We start from the raw sequence: 16,016 nt of genomic DNA on the forward strand, positions 1-16,016 counted from the left end.
GTTCGCGGTCGGATAGCCGAGCCGGCGGCCGAGCTGCTGGCCGTGCACGACCTTGCCGGCGATTGCGAACGGCCGGCCGAGCAGCCGCGCGGCCGCGTCGAAACGGCTGTCGGCGAGCAGCCCGCGGATCGCCGAACTCGAAACGCGCTCGCCGTCGGCCGCGAACGGCGCCAGCTCGCGCGCGGCGAAGCCGTGTTCGGCGCCGAGACGCTGCAGCAGGGCCAGGTCCCCGCGGCGGCCGTGGCCGAAATGGAACCCCTGCCCGACGAGCACCTCGCGCGCGGCGAGCCGGCCGGCAAGCACGCGCACGACGAAGTCCTCGGCCGACATCGCCGCGAGCGCCGCATTGAAACGCAACAGCAGCAGCCGGCGCATGCCGGCCGCACACAATTGCTCGATCTTGTCGCGCGGCGAGGACAGTCGCGCGAGCGCGCCGCGGGCGAAGAACTCGCGCGGAATCGGCTCGAAACTGATGGCGGCCGGATCCAGATTCAACTCGGCGGCGCGGCGGCAGACATGGTCGAGCACATAGCGATGACCGCGATGTACGCCGTCGAATGCGCCGATACAGACCACACTGCCGCGCGGCGCGAGCACGGGGCCGGCGACGTCGCGGGACAGCGTATGCATTGGCGCGAGTATAGCCATTGGCTGCCGGTCGTGGGCCTGGCGGGCTGTCGAAAACAGCCTGCCCGCGCGATCCCCGACCGGGATCGCACGAGAGTCGATCGCGTAAGCGATTGATTCTCGCAGAACGTGCGCAAGCTGTGATTGCGCCGTTCGACTGAAAAATGGGCAGGCGCCCACTTTTCGACAGGCCGCTAGTGGGCCCGCAGCTCGCCGAGGCGGAAGCCCTGGGCGAACAGCGCGACCAGATAGACCGCGGCGCCGAGGCCGACGAGCAGGCCGAGCTCGGCGATGCGCTGCCAGGTCGCGATCTGCGTCCAGGCCGAGGCGTAGTGCAGGCCGAGCAGCAGGGCCGCGGTCATCGCCGCACAGGCCAGACCGACCCGCGCCAGATGCCGCGCCCAGCCCGGCTGGCGCTCGTAGACGCCGGCCTTGGCCAGGGCGAGCCAGAGCTGGGCCAGATTCAGATAGCCGGCCAGCGCGCTCGCCGCGGCCAGCGCGACGTGCAGTCCGGGCACCCGCGCCAGCGCCGCGAGCCAGCCGCCGTCGAGATCGCCCGGCTGGTGCCAGAGCGCGAACAGCAGACCGACCAGCAGCAGGTTCAGTCCCATGTTCGCGACCATCGCGACGACGCCGGCGCGCACCGGCGTGCGCGTGTCGCCGCGGGCATAGAACGCCGGCGCGACCACCTTGACCAGCACGAAGGCCGGCAGGCCGAAGCTCAGCGCCGCCAGGCTCAGGCTGGCCATGGCCACGTCGTGCGGCGTGAAGCGGCCATGCAGGAACAAGGTCGCGACGAGCGGCTCTGCCAGCAGCACGAGGCCGAGCATGGCCGGCGCGGCGATCAGCAGCGCCGTGCGCAGGCCCCAGTCCAGCGCGCGCGAGAACGCGGCCGCGTCGGTGGTCACGTGATGGCGCGACAGGCTCGGCAGGATCACCGTGCCGAGCGCGACGCCGAACAAGCCGAGCGGAAACTCCAGCAGACGGTCGCTCTGCCCGAGCCAGGTCTGCGAACCGGTGATCAGGTACGACGCGATCAGCGTGTCCAGCAGCAGGTTGACCTGCGCGACCGAAGAGCCGAACAGCGTCGGCAGCATGACCTGGCGGATGCGCTTGACCTGCGGGTGGCTCCAGCCCCAGCGCGGCCAGACCAGCATGCCGAGCCGACGCAGCGCCGGCAGCAGGAACGCGAGCTGCAGCACGCCGGCGGCGAAGATGGCCCAGCCGACGGCCATGATGGGCATGTCGAACAGCGGCGCCAGCCACAGCGCGCCGGCGATCCAGCACAGATTGAGAATGACCGGCGTCAGCGCCGGCAGCGCGAAATGGTGGAACGCGTTGAGCACGGCGCCGGCCAGCGCCGTCAACGAAACGAACAGCAGGAACGGAAAGGTCACGCGCAGCAGGTCGGCGGTCAGCGCGAATTTCTCGGGCTCGTCGACAGCGCCCGCGGCGAACACACGCACGACCCAGTCGGCGCCGAACACGCCGAGCGCAGTCACGAGCAGAAGGATTGCGCCCAGGGTGCCGGCCGTGCGCGCGACGACTTCGCGCAGCGCCTCGGGCGACTGCTTTTCCTTGACCTCGGTCAGCACCGGCACGAAAGCCAGCGAGAACGAGCCCTCGGCGAACAGCCGGCGCAGGAAATTCGGAATGCGGAACGCGATGTTGAACGCATCGGTGACCATGCCGGCACCGAACGCGGCGGACATGGCCACCTCGCGCACGAGCCCGAGCAGGCGCGAGACGAAGGTCATGCCGCTGAACGACATCAGGGAACGCAGCAGGGTCGGGGCTTTCAACAGGCGACTCCATCCCGGGCAGAGCGCGGCCGGGAGCACAGGACCAAAAACGCGGACATGAACGGCATAGTCTAAGGGCCCGGAACCGCACGAAGCTGCCGGAACCGGCGGCAATGCACGACCTGCCGGCTAATCGGCCTCGCCGGCCGGCGGCGGAGCCATTTCGACAGCCCGGCAGTTCGACGTCCTGGAGCCGGCGTGCCGGCGCGACACTCAATTCAGTTGACTCCGCCGCCCCCCATCTTTAAACTCGCCCGTCTTTTTCCGAAAGCCGTGCGTCTGGAGTCTTACCTTGGCTAACATCAAATCCGCAAAGAAGCGCGCGAAGCAGGCTGAAGTGCGCCGTCAGCGCAACGTCAGTGCCCGCTCCATGCTGCGCACGGCGATCAAGAAGGTCGTGAAGGCGATCGAATCGAAGGACAAGGCCGGCGCCGAAGCCGCCTACAAGATCGCCGAGCCGCTGATGGACCGTTACGGCAGCCGCGGCCTGATCCACAAGAACAAGGCGAATCGTCACAAGAGCCGCCTGACCAACCACATCAAGGCCCTGGCCTGATCCACGTTGGTTGCAAAGCTGCATGAAAAAGCCGGCGCAAGCCGGCTTTTTTGATGGCTTTTCGCCGGCGGACGACGTTCCGCCGGCTGGCGTCACGACGCGGCACTCAACCGGCCGCGCCTTCCCCGCTCTCGCGCAGCGCACGGCGCTGCTCGTCGAAGAACTTCTGCGCCTCCAGGCAGATCGGCCAGGTGCCTTCGCGGCCGATCGCCGAGATCAGGAACCACGGCGCCTTCCACTTCAGCCGCTTGACGATCTCCTTCGCAGCCTTGAGGCGCTCCTCTTCCGGCAGCAGGTCGGCCTTGTTCAGCACCAGCCAGCGCGGCCGCTTGAGCAGCGCCGGGTCGAACTGCTTGAGCTCGGCCTCGATGGCCTTGACCTGGGCGACCGGGTCGGTCTCGCCGTCCAGCGGCGCCATGTCGACGAGATGCAGCAGCAGGCTCGTGCGCGCGACGTGCTTCAGAAACTGGATGCCGAGCCCGGCGCCCTCGGCCGCGCCCTCGATCAGTCCCGGAATGTCGGCGATCACGAAGCTCTGGTCGGTGTCGATGCGCACGACGCCGAGATTCGGATGCAGGGTCGTGAACGGGTAGTCGGCGACGCGCGGCGTCGCGGCGGACACGGCGCGGATGAAGGTGGACTTGCCCGCGTTCGGAAAACCGAGCAGACCGACGTCGGCGAGCAGCTTCAGTTCGAGCCGCAGCTCGCGCGAATCGCCCGGAAAACCCGAGGTCGCCTTGCGCGGCGCGCGGTTGGTCGAGCTCTTGAAATGGATGTTGCCGAGACCGCCGTCGCCGCCCTGGGCGACCTTGAGACGCTGACCGTGCTCGGTCAGGTCGCCTATGACCTCGTCGGTGTCGACGTTGATGACGACGGTGCCGACCGGCACGCGTATGGTCAGCTCGTCGCCGGCCTTGCCGTGCATCTGCCGGCTCATCCCGTTTTCGCCGCGGCCCGCGCGGTAGACGCGCTGGTGGCGGAAGTCGACGAGCGTGTTGAGATTCTCGTCGGCGAGCAGGTAGACGCTGCCGCCGGCGCCGCCGTCGCCGCCGTCGGGACCGCCGAACGGAATGAACTTCTCGCGGCGGAAGCTGGCGCAGCCGTTGCCGCCGTTGCCGGCATGAACATGGATTTCGGCTTCGTCGACGAATTTCATAGGGCGACCGGAACGGCGTGGGATGAACGTAAAGTAGCAGGCCCGCAACGGAGCGCCGCAGACCTCAGAAAACAAAAGCCCCGCCGAAGCGGGGCCTCTGCTGAATCGGTGAACCGCGGATCAGGCCGGAACGACGCTGATCGTGCGGCGGTTCTTCGGCCCCTTGACCGCGAATTCCACCTTGCCGTCGATCAGCGCATAGATGGTGTGGTCGCGACCGAGGCCCACGCCGGTGCCCGGATGGAACTGGGTGCCGCGCTGGCGAATGATGATGTTGCCGGCATTGATGGCTTCGCCGCCGTAGACCTTGACGCCGAGATACTTCGGATTCGAATCGCGGCCGTTACGACTGGAGCCTACGCCCTTCTTTGATGCCATGACTGCTACTCCTCAGATTCAGCCGGCGTTGATGCCGGTGATCTCGACTTCGGTGAAATGCTGACGATGACCGGTTTCCTTGCGGAAATGCTTGCGGCGGCGGAACTTGACGATGCGGATCTTGTCTGCGCGACCGTGTTTCTTGACGGTCGCCGTGACGCTGGCGCCGTTGACGAGCGGCGCGCCGACGTTGATCGAATCGCCTTCGCCGACCAGCAGGACCTGGTCGAAGGTAAAGGTGGAGTCGACGTCGGCCTTGAGCAGCTCGACGCGGAGGGTCTCACCCTTCATCACGCGGTACTGCTTACCGCCGGTGACGATGACTGCGTACATGGGAATTCCTCTGTAGTTATTCTGCTGAAACCGGACCCGGTCGGGCCCGTCCCTTTTTGGGGCGCGCGAGAATAGCCGCTTTGCCGGTCCTGGTCAATTCCTGAGCAGTCGCGTCGCATGGGGAACCTCGGTGTGGCGGCCTCGAGCATGGGGAACCCAAAACAGGGCGGATTCTGTCCGCATTCGATCTTATAGGTTCAACCCTGCCCTGATTGGAATCCGCCGTGGCGCCCTCACCTGTCACGCGCCGCCGCCCTGCGTCGGCGCATAATTCCGCGCTTGCACCGAAGCCCGGTCCCCGGACGGGGCCGGATCGCCGTTCGCCGCCGGTTTCGGCCGAGTCCGCCGCGGACCGGCCGGACCGGCGCCCGGCCGCCGCGTCGCCGTCGCCGTCCACAGCAGCTGCCCCCGTCAAAGCCATACCCCGATCGTTCAGAGGCTCCCCATTCATGGATACGATCCGCATCCGCGGCGCGCGTACACACAATCTCAAGAACATCGATCTCGATCTGCCGCGCGACAGCCTCATCGTGATCACGGGCCTGTCCGGTTCGGGCAAATCCTCGCTGGCCTTCGACACCATTTATGCGGAAGGCCAGCGCCGCTACGTGGAATCGCTGTCGGCCTATGCGCGGCAGTTCCTGTCGGTCATGGAGAAGCCCGACGTCGACCACATCGAGGGCCTGTCGCCGGCGATCTCGATCGAACAGAAATCGACCTCGCACAACCCGCGCTCGACGGTCGGCACGATCACCGAGATCTACGACTACCTGCGCCTGCTGTTCGCGCGCGTCGGCACGCCGCGCTGCCCGGACCACGGCACGCCGCTGGAAGCGCAGACCGTCAGCCAGATGGTCGATGCGACCTTGGCGCTGAATCCAGAACGCCGCTACATGCTGCTCGCGCCGGTCATCCGCGAACGCAAGGGCGAGCATGTGCAGGTGTTCGAGCAGCTGCGCGCTCAGGGCTTCGTGCGCGCGCGCGTCGACGGCGCGGTGCACGAGCTCGACGCGGTGCCGCCGCTGGCGCTGCGCCAGAAGCACACGATCGAAGTCGTCGTCGACCGCTTCCGACCGAAGGCCGATCTCAAGCAGCGCCTGGCCGAATCCTTCGAGACCGCGTTGCGCCTCGGCGACGGCCTCGTGCTGGTCGCGGACCTCGACGCGCCCGGGACGCCGGAAATCCTCTATTCCTCGCGCTATTCCTGCCCGATCTGCGACTACTCGCTGCCCGAACTCGAACCGCGCCTGTTCTCGTTCAATTCGCCGCTGGGCGCCTGCACCGCCTGCGACGGTCTCGGCGTCAGCCAGTTCTTCGATCCGGGCCGCATCGTCGTGCATCCGGACCACGGCCTGTCGGCCGGCGCCGTGCGCGGCTGGGACCGGCGCAATCCGTACTACTTCCAGATGATCCAGTCGCTGGCCAGGCACTACGGCTTCGACGTGGACACGCCGTGGGAAAAGCTGTCCAAAGCCAACCAGAACGCCGTGCTCTACGGCTCGGGCGAGGACGTCATCGCGTTCCGCTACATCAGCGAGGCAGGCGGCAACATCACGCGCAAGCATCGCTTCGAAGGCATCGTCAACAACCTGGAACGACGCTACAAGGAAACCGAATCGCCGGCCGTGCGCGAGGAACTCGCCAAGTTCATCAGCTCGCGTCCCTGCCCCGAATGCCAGGGCCAGCGCCTGAACCGTTCCGCGCGCCACGTGTTCGTCGCCGACAGCAACCTGCCGGCGCTGACCGCGATGCCGATCGACGCTTCGCTGGAGTTCTTCCAGAACCTCAGCCTCGTCGGCTGGCGCGGCGAGATCGCCGCGAAGATCGTCAAGGAGATCCGCGAGCGCCTGCGTTTCCTCGTCGACGTGGGCCTGGACTACCTGACGCTCGACCGCCAGGCCGATTCGTTGTCGGGCGGCGAAGCGCAGCGCATCCGCCTGGCCAGCCAGATCGGCGCCGGCCTCGTCGGCGTCATGTACGTGCTCGACGAACCGTCGATCGGCCTGCACCAGCGCGACAACGAGCGCCTGCTGTCGACCTTGACGCGGCTGCGCGACCTCGGCAACACCGTCATCGTCGTCGAGCACGACGAGGATGCGATCCGCCTGGCCGACCACATCCTCGACATCGGCCCCGGCGCCGGCGTGCACGGCGGCGAAATCGTCGCGCAGGGCTCGCTCAAGGACGTGCTCAAGAGCCCGCGTTCGCTGACGGGCCAGTACCTGTCGGGCAAGCGCAAGATCGCCGTGCCGAAGAAACGCCGCCAACCCGATCCGAAGCGGATGCTGAAGCTGCTCGGCGCGAACGGCAACAACCTCAAGAACGTCGACCTGGAGATTCCGGCCGGCCTGTTCACCTGCATCACCGGCGTGTCGGGCTCGGGCAAGTCCACCTTGATCAACGACACCCTGTTCCGCCTGACCGCGGCCGAGCTCAACGGCGCGAGCGAGAAGCCCGCGCCGTACAGGAAGGTGCAGGGCCTCGACCTGTTCGACAAGGTCGTCGACATCGACCAGTCGCCGATCGGCCGCACGCCGCGCTCGAACCCGGCCACGTACACGGGGCTGTTCACGCCGCTGCGCGAGCTGTTCGCGCAGGTGCCCGAGGCGCGCGCGCGCGGCTACGGCGCCGGCCGCTTCAGCTTCAACGTCAAGGGCGGCCGCTGCGAAGCCTGCGAAGGCGACGGCCTGATCAAGGTCGAGATGCACTTCCTGCCCGACGTCTACGTGCCCTGCGATCTCTGCCACGGCAAGCGCTACAACCGCGAGACGCTCGACATCACCTACAAGGGCTACAGCATCTCCGACGTGCTCGACATGACCGTCGAGGACGCGTTCAAGCTGTTCGAACCGGTACCGGTGCTCGCGCGCAAGCTCGAGACGCTGATGCACGTCGGCCTGAGCTACATCAAGCTCGGCCAGAGCGCGACCACGCTGTCGGGCGGCGAGGCGCAGCGCGTCAAGCTCTCGCGCGAGCTGTCCAAGCGCGATACGGGCCGCACTTTGTACATCCTCGACGAGCCGACGACGGGGCTGCATTTCCACGACATCGAGCAGCTGCTGCAGGTGCTGCAGCGGCTGGCCGACGACGGCAACACCGTCGTCGTCATCGAGCACAACCTCGACGTGATCAAGACGGCCGACTGGCTCGTCGATCTCGGCCCCGAAGGCGGCCATCGCGGCGGCGAGATCCTCGCAGCCGGCACGCCGGAGCAGATCGCCGCCAATCCGCGTTCGCACACCGGCCGCTTCCTGGCCCGGCTGCTCAGCGGCAACGGCAAGAAGAAGGAAGCGGCCTGATGCCCGGCGACGCATCGGCGGTCGCGACGGCCGCCGGCAAGCAGCTCGCCCGCGTGCCGGTCGGCGTGCGCTGGGGCGATCTCGACGCGTTCAACCACGTCAACAACGCGCGCTTCCTGGATCTGGTCCAGGAAGCGCGGCTGGTCTGGCTAGCCGGTCTCGACGGCGAATGGATGAGCGAGACGTTCAAGCCGGTGCTCGCCGCGACGCAGATGAACTACCGGCGTCAGCTCGGCTGGCCGGCCGACATCGTCGTGGAGCTCGGCGTGCAGCGGCTCGGCAACAGCTCGCTGACGATCGCGCACCGCATCGTCGCGAAGGACGACGATGCGCTGCTCTATGCCGATGGCCACGTCGTGCTGGTCTGGATCGATCCGGCCAGCGGGCGCTCGCTGCCGCTGCCTTCGGCCGTGCGCCGCGCCTGCCGCTGAGCGTCCCGACGCGTGGCGATCACACGACCGGCCGCGGCCGGTCTTCGGGCAGCAGTCCGTAGACCGCCATGGTCACGGCGCGGCCGTGGAACTGCACGCGATTGCGCGCCTCGCCTTCGCAGCGCGCGCCCAGTGCGGACGCGACGCGATGGCTCGCGGCATTCCCGGGCTGCACGAGAATTTCGATGCGCTGCAGGCCGAGCTCGCCGAACGCGAAGTCGACGGCCAGTGCCGCCGCGCGGCGCGCATGGCCGCGGCCAGTCTTCGCCGTCGCGATCCAGTAGCCCAGGGCGCCGCGCCGGTTTTCCCAATCGATACTGTTGATGCCGACGCTGCCGACGATGTCGCCGCCGGCGTCGAACACGCCGAACGGAAACGCACCGCGCTGCTGCCAGGCCTGCGTCGACCAGGCGATCCACGCGACCGCCTCGGCGTGCCCATAAGCCGGCGTACACCAGGCCAGCCACCGCGACAGCTCGGCGCGCGAACTGTCGACGGCGCGATATAACGCGTCGGCGTCGCCGTCCTGCCAGGGTCTTGCGATCAGATCGCCGTCACGAAGCTGCATGAGCGCACCGTCGGAGTTTTCGCCGAGCCTAGCAGGCCGCCGGCGTGACGCGCTGCGCCCGGCTCCGGCGACCTGTCGTGACGCATGCCGCCGCGATCACGGCGACCGCGCCCGCTCAGTGATGCACGTGTTCCGTCGCCGCGGCGTCGGCGTCGCGCACGACGAAATCGGCCGTCGCCGTCGTCGCGCCGTCGTCGAGATCGAAGATCACTGTCGCCGTCGCGCCGGCGGCGAGCTCGCGCTGCGGCTGCATCAGCATCAGGTGCTTGCCGCCGGGCTCGAGCACGGCCTCTTCGCCCGGCGCGAGGCGCAGCGCCTCGATCTCGCGCATGCGCGCGACACCGTCTTCGACCACGGTAGCGTGCAGGCTGACGTCGCCGAACGCATCGCTGCGGATGCGCCGGATCTGCAGCGGCGCGTCGCCGACGTTGCGCAGGGTCGCATAGCCGGCGCGCATGCTCGCGGCCGGCGGCGCCGTGCGTATCCAGGCATCGTCGACGGCGAGCCGGCCGGCCGCCTCCACCGCGCCACTGCCCAGTGCGAGAACGGCAGCGGCCGCCCAGCGAATACGCACTCGCTTCATCCTGCTCTCCCGATTGCCGTCCGTCGTCGTCGCTATGATAGTTTCGACCGCCCCCGTTCCGCGCCGCCGCGGGCTGCGACCGAAGGTCGCGGACCCGCGTTCCACGGCCCTCGCCCCGGAGAATCGCATGCTAGACCTGATCCGCCACGACGACATTCTCGAGCTGCGCCTGGCCCGCCCGCCGGTCAATGCGCTCGATGCCGGACTGATCCGCGCGCTGCGCGAGGCGATCGAGGCAGCGCCGGGCGACGGCGCACGCGGCCTGATCCTGTCGGGCCGCAGCGGCATGTTCTCGGGAGGGCTCGACGTGCCCTCGCTGCTGCAGCTCGACCGCGACGCCATGACCCAGGTCTGGCGCGATCTGTTCGGCGCCTGCGCCGCGCTCGCGCGCTCGCCGATCCCGAGCGTCGCGGCAATCACCGGGCACAGTCCGGCCGGCGGCGCCGTGCTGGCCATCTTCTGCGACTACCGCGTCATGGCGCGCGGCGCCTATCGCATCGGGCTCAACGAGGTGCAGGTCGGCCTGGTCGTGCCCGAGCCGATCCAGCGCGGCCTGCGCCGGCTCGTCGGCGCCTACCGCGCGGAGCGGCTCATGGTCGCCGGCACGATGCTCGATGCCGAGCAGGCGCTGGCGGCCGGCTTCGTCGACGAGCTCGTCGACGTCGACCACGTCGTCGCGCGTGCGCAGATCTGGCTGCGCGAACTGCTCGCGCTGCCGCCGCAGGCCATGAGCGGCACGCGGCGCATCGCCCGCGCCGACCTCGCCGGCAGCTTCGACGAGGAAACGATCTTCAATGTCGAGGAGTACGTCGACGGCTGGTTCGGCGACGAATCGCAGCACGTGCTGCAGGCCTTGGTCGCGAAGCTCAAGTCCAAGGGCTGATCCCCGCGGCGCCGGCGCACGAGAGCCGGCGCCGATTCGCGCTCAGGCCGCGCCGCGCGCGACCGGCCGCGCCGGATCGGCAATCCAGCCGCTCCAGGACGGCGCGAAGATGCGCGAGCCGGCCAGGCCCGCGTGTTCCATCGCGAGCAGGTTGTGGCACGCGGTCACGCCGGAGCCGCAGGAATGCACGACGGCCTCGGGCGCATAGCCGTCGATGACGGTCTCGAATTCCTCGCGCAGCGCGTCGGCGTGCTTGAACAGGCCGGACGCGTCGATGTTGTCGGCGAACGGTCGGTTGCGCGCGCCCGGAATATGACCGGCGACCTTGTCGATCGGCTCGACCTCGCCGCGGAAACGCGCGGCGCCGCGCGCATCGAGCAGCAGCAGCGCGCCGTCGCGCAGGCCGGCCGTGAGCTCTTCCGCATAGACGATCTGGTCGGTGGCATAGGCCAGGTCGATGGCCTCGCCGGCCTGCACCGGCGTCTCGCTGCTCAGCGGCAGATCCGCGGCCGACCAGGCCGCATAGCCGCCGTCGAGCACGGCCGCGCGGCGATGGCCGATCAGGCGCAGCATCCACCAGAGCCGTGCCGCCGTGGAACCGTTCGCGTCGTCGTAGGCGACGACCTGCAGGTCCGGCCGCCAGCCCCAACGCCGCAGCACGGCGGCGAAGCGGTCGATGTCGGGCAGCGGATGGCGGCCGAGTCCCTGCTTGGACAGATCCGACAGATCGCGGTCCAGGTGCGCGTAGTGCGCATTCGGCAGATGCGCCGCATGCCAGGCGTTCTCGCCCTTCCGCGTGTCGCCGAGCTCGAAGCGGCAGTCGACGAGCAGCAGCTCCGGCGAACCGCAGAATTCGGCGAGTTCCTGCGGCGAGATCAAGGTCGTGAACATGGTAAACCTCTGCACGAGTCGGACATTGACTGTCGTTGTTCGAACCCACTCGAATCGAGGAAGCGCCCGAATGGCGGCAGCGCAAGCGTCCGGCGAAACGTTTGACGAGCGCCGCAGTATGCGATGAGCGCACGGATACGAGACCGGACTTCGCTCAAGGGACGGCCTCCATGCGGCGCAGCAGATTCACGAGCATGGCTGCGGTCGCGCCCCAGATGCGCCGTCCCTCGTAGTCGTACTCGTAGATTTCGCGGCGGCGGCCGCGCCAGTCGATCTCGCTGCGGCGCAGGTTGGCCGTGTCGAGCAGGAACCGCAGCGGCACCTCGAACACTTCGGCGACTTCGCGCGGATCCGGCGCGAGCACGTAGTCGGCCGAGACTTCGGCGACGACCGGCGTGACGCCGAAGCCGCTGATGGTCTCGAAGCAGTCGAGGAAACCCAGCGGCTGCACGAGTCCGCGCGCGATGCCGGTTTCCTCTTCGGTCTCGCGCAGCGCCGCGGCGACGGCATCGGCGTCGTCGCGCTCGATGCGTCCACCCGGAAACGCGACCTGGCCCGCGTGCGTGCGCAGGCCGTCGTTGCGGCGCGTGAGCAGCAGCGAGCGCTGTGCGCCGCGCTGCACCAGCGGCACGAGCACGGCGGCCGGCGTACGTTCGCTCGCGCCGAGCAGGTCGGCCAGTTCGGCATGGTTCCAGCCCGGCAGCGACGGCGGATCGTCGAGACCACGCAGCGAAGCCAGCAGGCGCGCGCCGGGATCGGCGCCGGGACTCATGATCGCTGCCGCTCCCGCTCCGGCAGCACCTCGAACATCAGATGACGGCGTTGCGCGTCGCTGAGGCTGCGCCAGGCGGCGATCTCGGCGCCGGTGCGATGGCAGCCTTCGCAATAGCCCTGCGCGTCGAGCTCGCAGATGCCGACACAGGGCGTCAGGATCGCGGCAGGCGGTTTTACTGAGAACATCGTCGTAGGAATGTGGCGATCACGTTGCTAGATTACAACAACCTGAACTGCGAAACGGCCGAGCATGCTCGCACTTGCCACCCGGGTCGTCAGTGATTACGGCAAGGTCCTCGGCCACGTCTCGCCGGGCGTGTACGGCCTGCCGCAGTCGCTGCTGCCCTATCCGAAAGATCGCATACGCGCGGCCCTGCGTTTCCTGCTGCACGAGGTCGCTCCCGAGCATCCCGAGCTGCGCGAAGGACTGGCTCGCGGCTATGTATACCTTGCGCAATTCGTCGACGACGCCGAAGCCGACCTGATCGCACGCGGCGCCGCCGTCGCGAGCGGCATCGGCGACGACGCGTCCGAAGCCGAACCGGCCATGCGCCTGATCAATCGCATCAAGGCCGAGATGGAGCTCGCGCTCGAGGAACTCGCCGGCACCGCCTAGACCGCCGATGCCGTCCTGCCCAGGAAAAAAGCCGCGCGATGCGCGGCTTTTTCGTGTTGCTCACTGCTTGATGTCGACGAGCTTGATCTCGAACACCAGCGCCTCGTTCGGGCCGATGCGCGGCGGCTGGCCACGTTCGCCGTAGGCGAGTTCCGGCGGCACGAACAGCTGCCAGTGGTCGCCGACGCGCATCAGCGGCAGCGCTTCCTGCCAGCCCTTGATGACGTCCTTGACCTTGAACTGCACCGGTTCGCCGCGGGCGAAGGAGCTGTCGAATTCCAGGCCCGAGGACAGCGAGCCGCGGTAGTGCACGGTCACGTCGCTGTTGATCGTCGCGCGCGCGCCGGTGCCTTCCTCGATGACGCGGTACTGCAGGCCCGACTGGGTCGTCACTACGTTCTTCTTGGCCTTGTTCTCGGCGAGGAACTTCTGGCTCTTGGCCTTGTTCTCGGCGGCCATCTTGTCGAACTCGGCCTTGGCCTCGGTCATCATCTTCTGCTGCATCTTGCCGAGCACGTCTCGCATGACTTCCTGCGAGATGGCCGGGTTCTTCTTGCTGTAGCCGTCCTGCATCGCGCGGATGATGGTGTTGATGTCCACGTCCATCTTGCGCTCGACGAAATCCTGGCCGATCTGGTAGCCGATGGAGTAGCTCAGCTTGCCTTTCTCACTCGTGGTGTCCTGCGCGACGACGACACCGGTCGCGAGCAGCGCCGCTGCGGCGACAGACCAACGCAATTTCATGCTTACCTCCAATGGAAAACCTGCCGAGAAATCGACCGGCCCGGGCGTGGCGGCCGCAAAAGAGCTGGTCATGATAGCGAAGGCGCATGCCAGCGGCTACCGTGCCGACCGGCCGCTCGGCTGCCGGTTTTCCGCGCGAAAGCCGCCGCAGACTGCCGTTCCCGAGCTGAACAGCGCCCGCACGCCCCTGCTACCATGACCTTCTTTTGTGTCGGAGCTGCGCCATGGACTATCAGAACCTGCTCGTCGGCGACCGCGGCGCCGTCCGCCAGATCACGATCAACCGGCCGGACAAGCTCAACGCCCTGAATCTGCAGACCCTGCAGGAACTCGACGCGGCCTTCCGCGCCGCGCGCGAGGACGCCGCCGTACGCGTGATCGTGCTGGCCGGCGCCGGCGAGAAGGCCTTCGTCGCGGGCGCCGACATCGCCGAGCTCGCCACGCTGAGCCCGGTCCAGGCCCAGGCGTTCTCGCGCGTCGGGCAGAATCTCATGCGCGGCATCGAGCGTTCGGCCAAGCCGGTCATCGCGCGCATCCAGGGCTTCGCCCTCGGCGGCGGCATGGAGCTGGCCATGAGCTGCCACCTGCGCATCGCCGCCGACCGGGCCCGCCTCGGCCAGCCCGAGATCAATCTCGGCGTGATCCCGGGCTTCGGCGGCACCCAGCGCCTGACCCGGCTGGCCGGCCGCGCTGCCGCGCTGGAACTCTGCCTGCTCGGCACGCCGATCGACGCGGCCCGCGGCCAGGCCCTGGGCCTGCTCACGCGCGTCGTCGCGGCCGACGAGCTCGACGAGGAAGTCCAGGGCATCGCCGACCAGCTCGCCGCGGCCGCGCCGGTCGCCCTGGCCGGCATCCTCGATGCCGTGACCCTCGGCGCCGACTGCGCCATGGACCCGGCGCTGGAGTTCGAGACCCAGGCCTTCGCGCTGTGCTGCTCCACGGCCGACATGCGCGAGGGCACCCAGGCCTTCCTGCAGAAGCGCAAGGCCGTTTTCAGCGGCGGCTGAGCGCTCCTTCGGCCCGCCGCCGGCCTCACCGCCGCGGGCGGGTTGTTGCACGCAGGTTACAGCCCTGCCCTCCCGAAACCGCGCAGCGGTGCGGTTTCGCGATCCGTCGCCGGCCAGGCGCCAGAACCTGTCACACAGCTGAAATAAAACTCCCACGCGACTGCAACAGAGCGCGCGTACAAAGCGCGCCGATACCTGCAGCTCAGCCGCATCCAAGGAGTTCACTGTGCTCAAGACGTTCTCGACGCGCCTCGCGCTGGCCGGCTTCATCGCGGCGGGCGCCGTTTCCGCCCAGGCGGCCGACATTACCGGCGCCGGCGCCACCTTCGTCTATCCGGTCATGTCCAAGTGGTCGGCCGACTACAGCCAGACCACCGGCAACAAGATCAACTACCAGTCCATCGGCTCCGGCGGCGGCATCGCCCAGATCAAGGCCGGCACTGTGGACTTCGGTTCGTCCGACAAGCCGCTCGACAGCAAGGAACTCGCGGAAGCCGGCCTCGGCCAGTTCCCTTCGGTCATCGGCGGCGTCGTGCCGGTCGTCAACATCAAGGGCATCGAGCCGGGCAAGATCCATTTCACCGGCCCGCTGCTCGCCGACATCTTCCTCGGCAAGATCACCAAGTGGAACGACCCGCAGATCGTCGCGGTCAATGCGGGCGTCACCTTGCCGGACGCGATGATCACGGTCGTGCACCGTTCCGACGGCTCGGGCACGACGTTCAACTGGGTCAACTACCTGTCGAAGGTCTCGCCGGAATGGAAGAGCAAGATCGGCGAAGGCACCTCGGTGCAGTGGCCGGTCGGCGTCGGCGGCAAGGGCAATGAAGGCGTCGCCGCCTACGTCAAGCAGATCCCGGGCTCGATCGGCTACGTCGAGCTGGCCTACTCGCTGCAGAACAAGATGACCTACGGCGCCGTGCAGAACGCCGCCGGCAAGTTCGTGCAGCCGAGCCGCGAGAGCTTCCAGGCCGCCGCCGCGAGCGCCGACTGGAAGAACGCCAAGGACTTCTTCCTGATCATCACGAACGCGCCGGGCGAAGCCTCGTGGCCGATCGCCGCGACCAACTTCATCCTGATGTACAAGCAGCCCAAGGACGCCGCGCGCAGCAAGAACGCGCTGGCCTTCTTCAAGTGGGCGCTCGAGAACGGCAAGGCCCAGGCCGAGGCACTGGACTTCGTGCCGCTGCCCGACGAGCTGGTCAAGCAGATCGAGGCCTACTGGGCCGCCGAGATCAAGGCCTGACGAGGAACTCCGGCATCCGCCGGTCGGGCCGGACACCCGTGCTGCGGGTGTCCGGCTTCGCCGCAGATCCGCCGCCGAACGGCGGCGCACAACCAGAAGCCGGAACGTCCGTTCCTGTCGCG

The 16,016-nt window shown here is 68.3% G+C and carries 17 protein-coding genes and 1 pseudogene; 8 read left to right on the forward strand and 10 right to left on the reverse strand.

Annotation, left to right across the window (positions count from 1 at the left end):
- On the reverse strand, positions 1–630 hold a 630-nt coding region (locus NON22_RS04900; RefSeq protein WP_257385809.1), incomplete at its 3' end, for a riboflavin kinase.
- Positions 631–821: 191 nt separating this feature from the next.
- Complete coding sequence (gene murJ, locus NON22_RS04905) at positions 822–2,429, reverse strand: murein biosynthesis integral membrane protein MurJ (protein WP_257385810.1); 1,608 nt, start codon at positions 2,427–2,429, stop codon at positions 822–824.
- 292 nt (positions 2,430–2,721) lie between these two features.
- Here murJ and rpsT point away from each other — a divergent pair, with 292 nt between their 5' ends.
- On the forward strand, positions 2,722–2,985 hold the full coding sequence (gene rpsT, locus NON22_RS04910) for a 30S ribosomal protein S20 (RefSeq protein WP_257385811.1): 264 nt from the start codon (positions 2,722–2,724) through the stop codon (positions 2,983–2,985).
- Between the two features lie 106 nt (positions 2,986–3,091).
- On the opposite strand, the gene cgtA is transcribed toward rpsT, so the two are convergent.
- From cgtA to rplU, 3 genes are all read right to left on the reverse strand, one after another.
- The gene (cgtA, locus tag NON22_RS04915; protein ID WP_257385812.1) at positions 3,092–4,141 is read right to left on the reverse strand and encodes an Obg family GTPase CgtA; all 1,050 of its coding nucleotides are present in this window, start codon (positions 4,139–4,141) and stop codon (positions 3,092–3,094) included.
- 120 nt (positions 4,142–4,261) lie between these two features.
- Positions 4,262–4,519, reverse strand: a complete 258-nt coding sequence (rpmA, locus tag NON22_RS04920; RefSeq protein WP_257385813.1) for a 50S ribosomal protein L27 — start codon at positions 4,517–4,519, stop codon at positions 4,262–4,264.
- A gap of 18 nt (positions 4,520–4,537) precedes the next feature.
- Positions 4,538–4,852: a 50S ribosomal protein L21 gene (gene rplU, locus NON22_RS04925; protein ID WP_257385814.1), complete on the reverse strand. Its 315-nt coding sequence runs from the start codon at positions 4,850–4,852 to the stop codon at positions 4,538–4,540.
- 449 nt (positions 4,853–5,301) lie between these two features.
- Between rplU and uvrA the strand changes: the two genes are divergently transcribed.
- Together uvrA and NON22_RS04935 are read left to right on the forward strand one after the other, a co-directional pair.
- A complete protein-coding gene (gene uvrA / locus NON22_RS04930) occupies positions 5,302–8,151 on the forward strand; it encodes an excinuclease ABC subunit UvrA (RefSeq protein ID WP_257385815.1) in 2,850 nt (949 codons plus the stop codon).
- On the forward strand, positions 8,151–8,582 hold the full coding sequence (locus tag NON22_RS04935; protein WP_257385816.1) for an acyl-CoA thioesterase: 432 nt from the start codon (positions 8,151–8,153) through the stop codon (positions 8,580–8,582). The genes uvrA and NON22_RS04935 overlap by 1 nt, the downstream gene beginning before the upstream one ends.
- A gap of 19 nt (positions 8,583–8,601) precedes the next feature.
- Here NON22_RS04935 and NON22_RS04940 read toward each other — a convergent pair whose 3' ends face one another.
- Both NON22_RS04940 and NON22_RS04945 read right to left on the reverse strand, forming a co-directional pair.
- Positions 8,602–9,150 carry a GNAT family N-acetyltransferase gene (locus NON22_RS04940; RefSeq protein WP_257385817.1) on the reverse strand — a complete coding sequence of 183 codons (549 nt, stop codon included), beginning with the start codon at positions 9,148–9,150 and terminating at the stop codon, positions 8,602–8,604.
- Between the two features lie 115 nt (positions 9,151–9,265).
- Positions 9,266–9,733, reverse strand: coding sequence for a copper chaperone PCu(A)C (locus NON22_RS04945; RefSeq protein WP_257385818.1), 468 nt, complete (start codon positions 9,731–9,733; stop codon positions 9,266–9,268).
- A gap of 127 nt (positions 9,734–9,860) precedes the next feature.
- On the opposite strand from NON22_RS04945, the gene NON22_RS04950 reads away from it, so the two are divergent.
- The gene (locus tag NON22_RS04950) at positions 9,861–10,616 is read left to right on the forward strand and encodes an enoyl-CoA hydratase/isomerase family protein (RefSeq protein WP_257385819.1); all 756 of its coding nucleotides are present in this window, start codon (positions 9,861–9,863) and stop codon (positions 10,614–10,616) included.
- Positions 10,617–10,658: 42 nt separating this feature from the next.
- Here NON22_RS04950 and NON22_RS04955 read toward each other — a convergent pair whose 3' ends face one another.
- Both NON22_RS04955 and NON22_RS04960 read right to left on the reverse strand, forming a co-directional pair.
- Positions 10,659–11,507 carry a sulfurtransferase gene (locus tag NON22_RS04955; RefSeq protein ID WP_257385820.1) on the reverse strand — a complete coding sequence of 283 codons (849 nt, stop codon included), beginning with the start codon at positions 11,505–11,507 and terminating at the stop codon, positions 10,659–10,661.
- Positions 11,508–11,661: 154 nt separating this feature from the next.
- A pseudogene (locus tag NON22_RS04960) lies at positions 11,662–12,467 on the reverse strand (CoA pyrophosphatase).
- Between the two features lie 64 nt (positions 12,468–12,531).
- Here NON22_RS04960 and NON22_RS04965 point away from each other — a divergent pair.
- Positions 12,532–12,897, forward strand: coding sequence for a hypothetical protein (locus tag NON22_RS04965; protein ID WP_257385821.1), 366 nt, complete (start codon positions 12,532–12,534; stop codon positions 12,895–12,897).
- Between the two features lie 60 nt (positions 12,898–12,957).
- Here the strand turns inward: NON22_RS04965 and bamJ are convergent, their stop codons facing one another.
- Complete coding sequence (gene bamJ, locus NON22_RS04970) at positions 12,958–13,641, reverse strand: BamJ family beta-barrel-assembly machinery protein (RefSeq protein WP_257385822.1); 684 nt, start codon at positions 13,639–13,641, stop codon at positions 12,958–12,960.
- On the opposite strand from bamJ, the gene NON22_RS04975 reads away from it, so the two are divergent.
- The 3 genes from NON22_RS04975 (at position 13,640) to pstS (ending at position 15,894) form a co-directional block, all read left to right on the forward strand.
- Positions 13,640–13,840 (forward strand): hypothetical protein, encoded by a 201-nt coding sequence (locus NON22_RS04975; protein ID WP_257385823.1) that lies wholly within the window; start codon positions 13,640–13,642, stop codon positions 13,838–13,840. The genes bamJ and NON22_RS04975 overlap by 2 nt on opposite strands.
- A gap of 25 nt (positions 13,841–13,865) precedes the next feature.
- On the forward strand, positions 13,866–14,648 hold the full coding sequence (locus NON22_RS04980) for an enoyl-CoA hydratase/isomerase family protein (protein WP_257385824.1): 783 nt from the start codon (positions 13,866–13,868) through the stop codon (positions 14,646–14,648).
- Positions 14,649–14,904: 256 nt separating this feature from the next.
- Positions 14,905–15,894 carry a phosphate ABC transporter substrate-binding protein PstS gene (pstS, locus tag NON22_RS04985; protein ID WP_257385839.1) on the forward strand — a complete coding sequence of 330 codons (990 nt, stop codon included), beginning with the start codon at positions 14,905–14,907 and terminating at the stop codon, positions 15,892–15,894.
- Positions 15,895–16,016 lie beyond the last annotated feature (122 nt).

It is taken from the genome of Tahibacter caeni, assembly GCF_024609805.1.
Lineage (GTDB): Bacteria > Pseudomonadota > Gammaproteobacteria > Xanthomonadales > Rhodanobacteraceae > Tahibacter > Tahibacter caeni.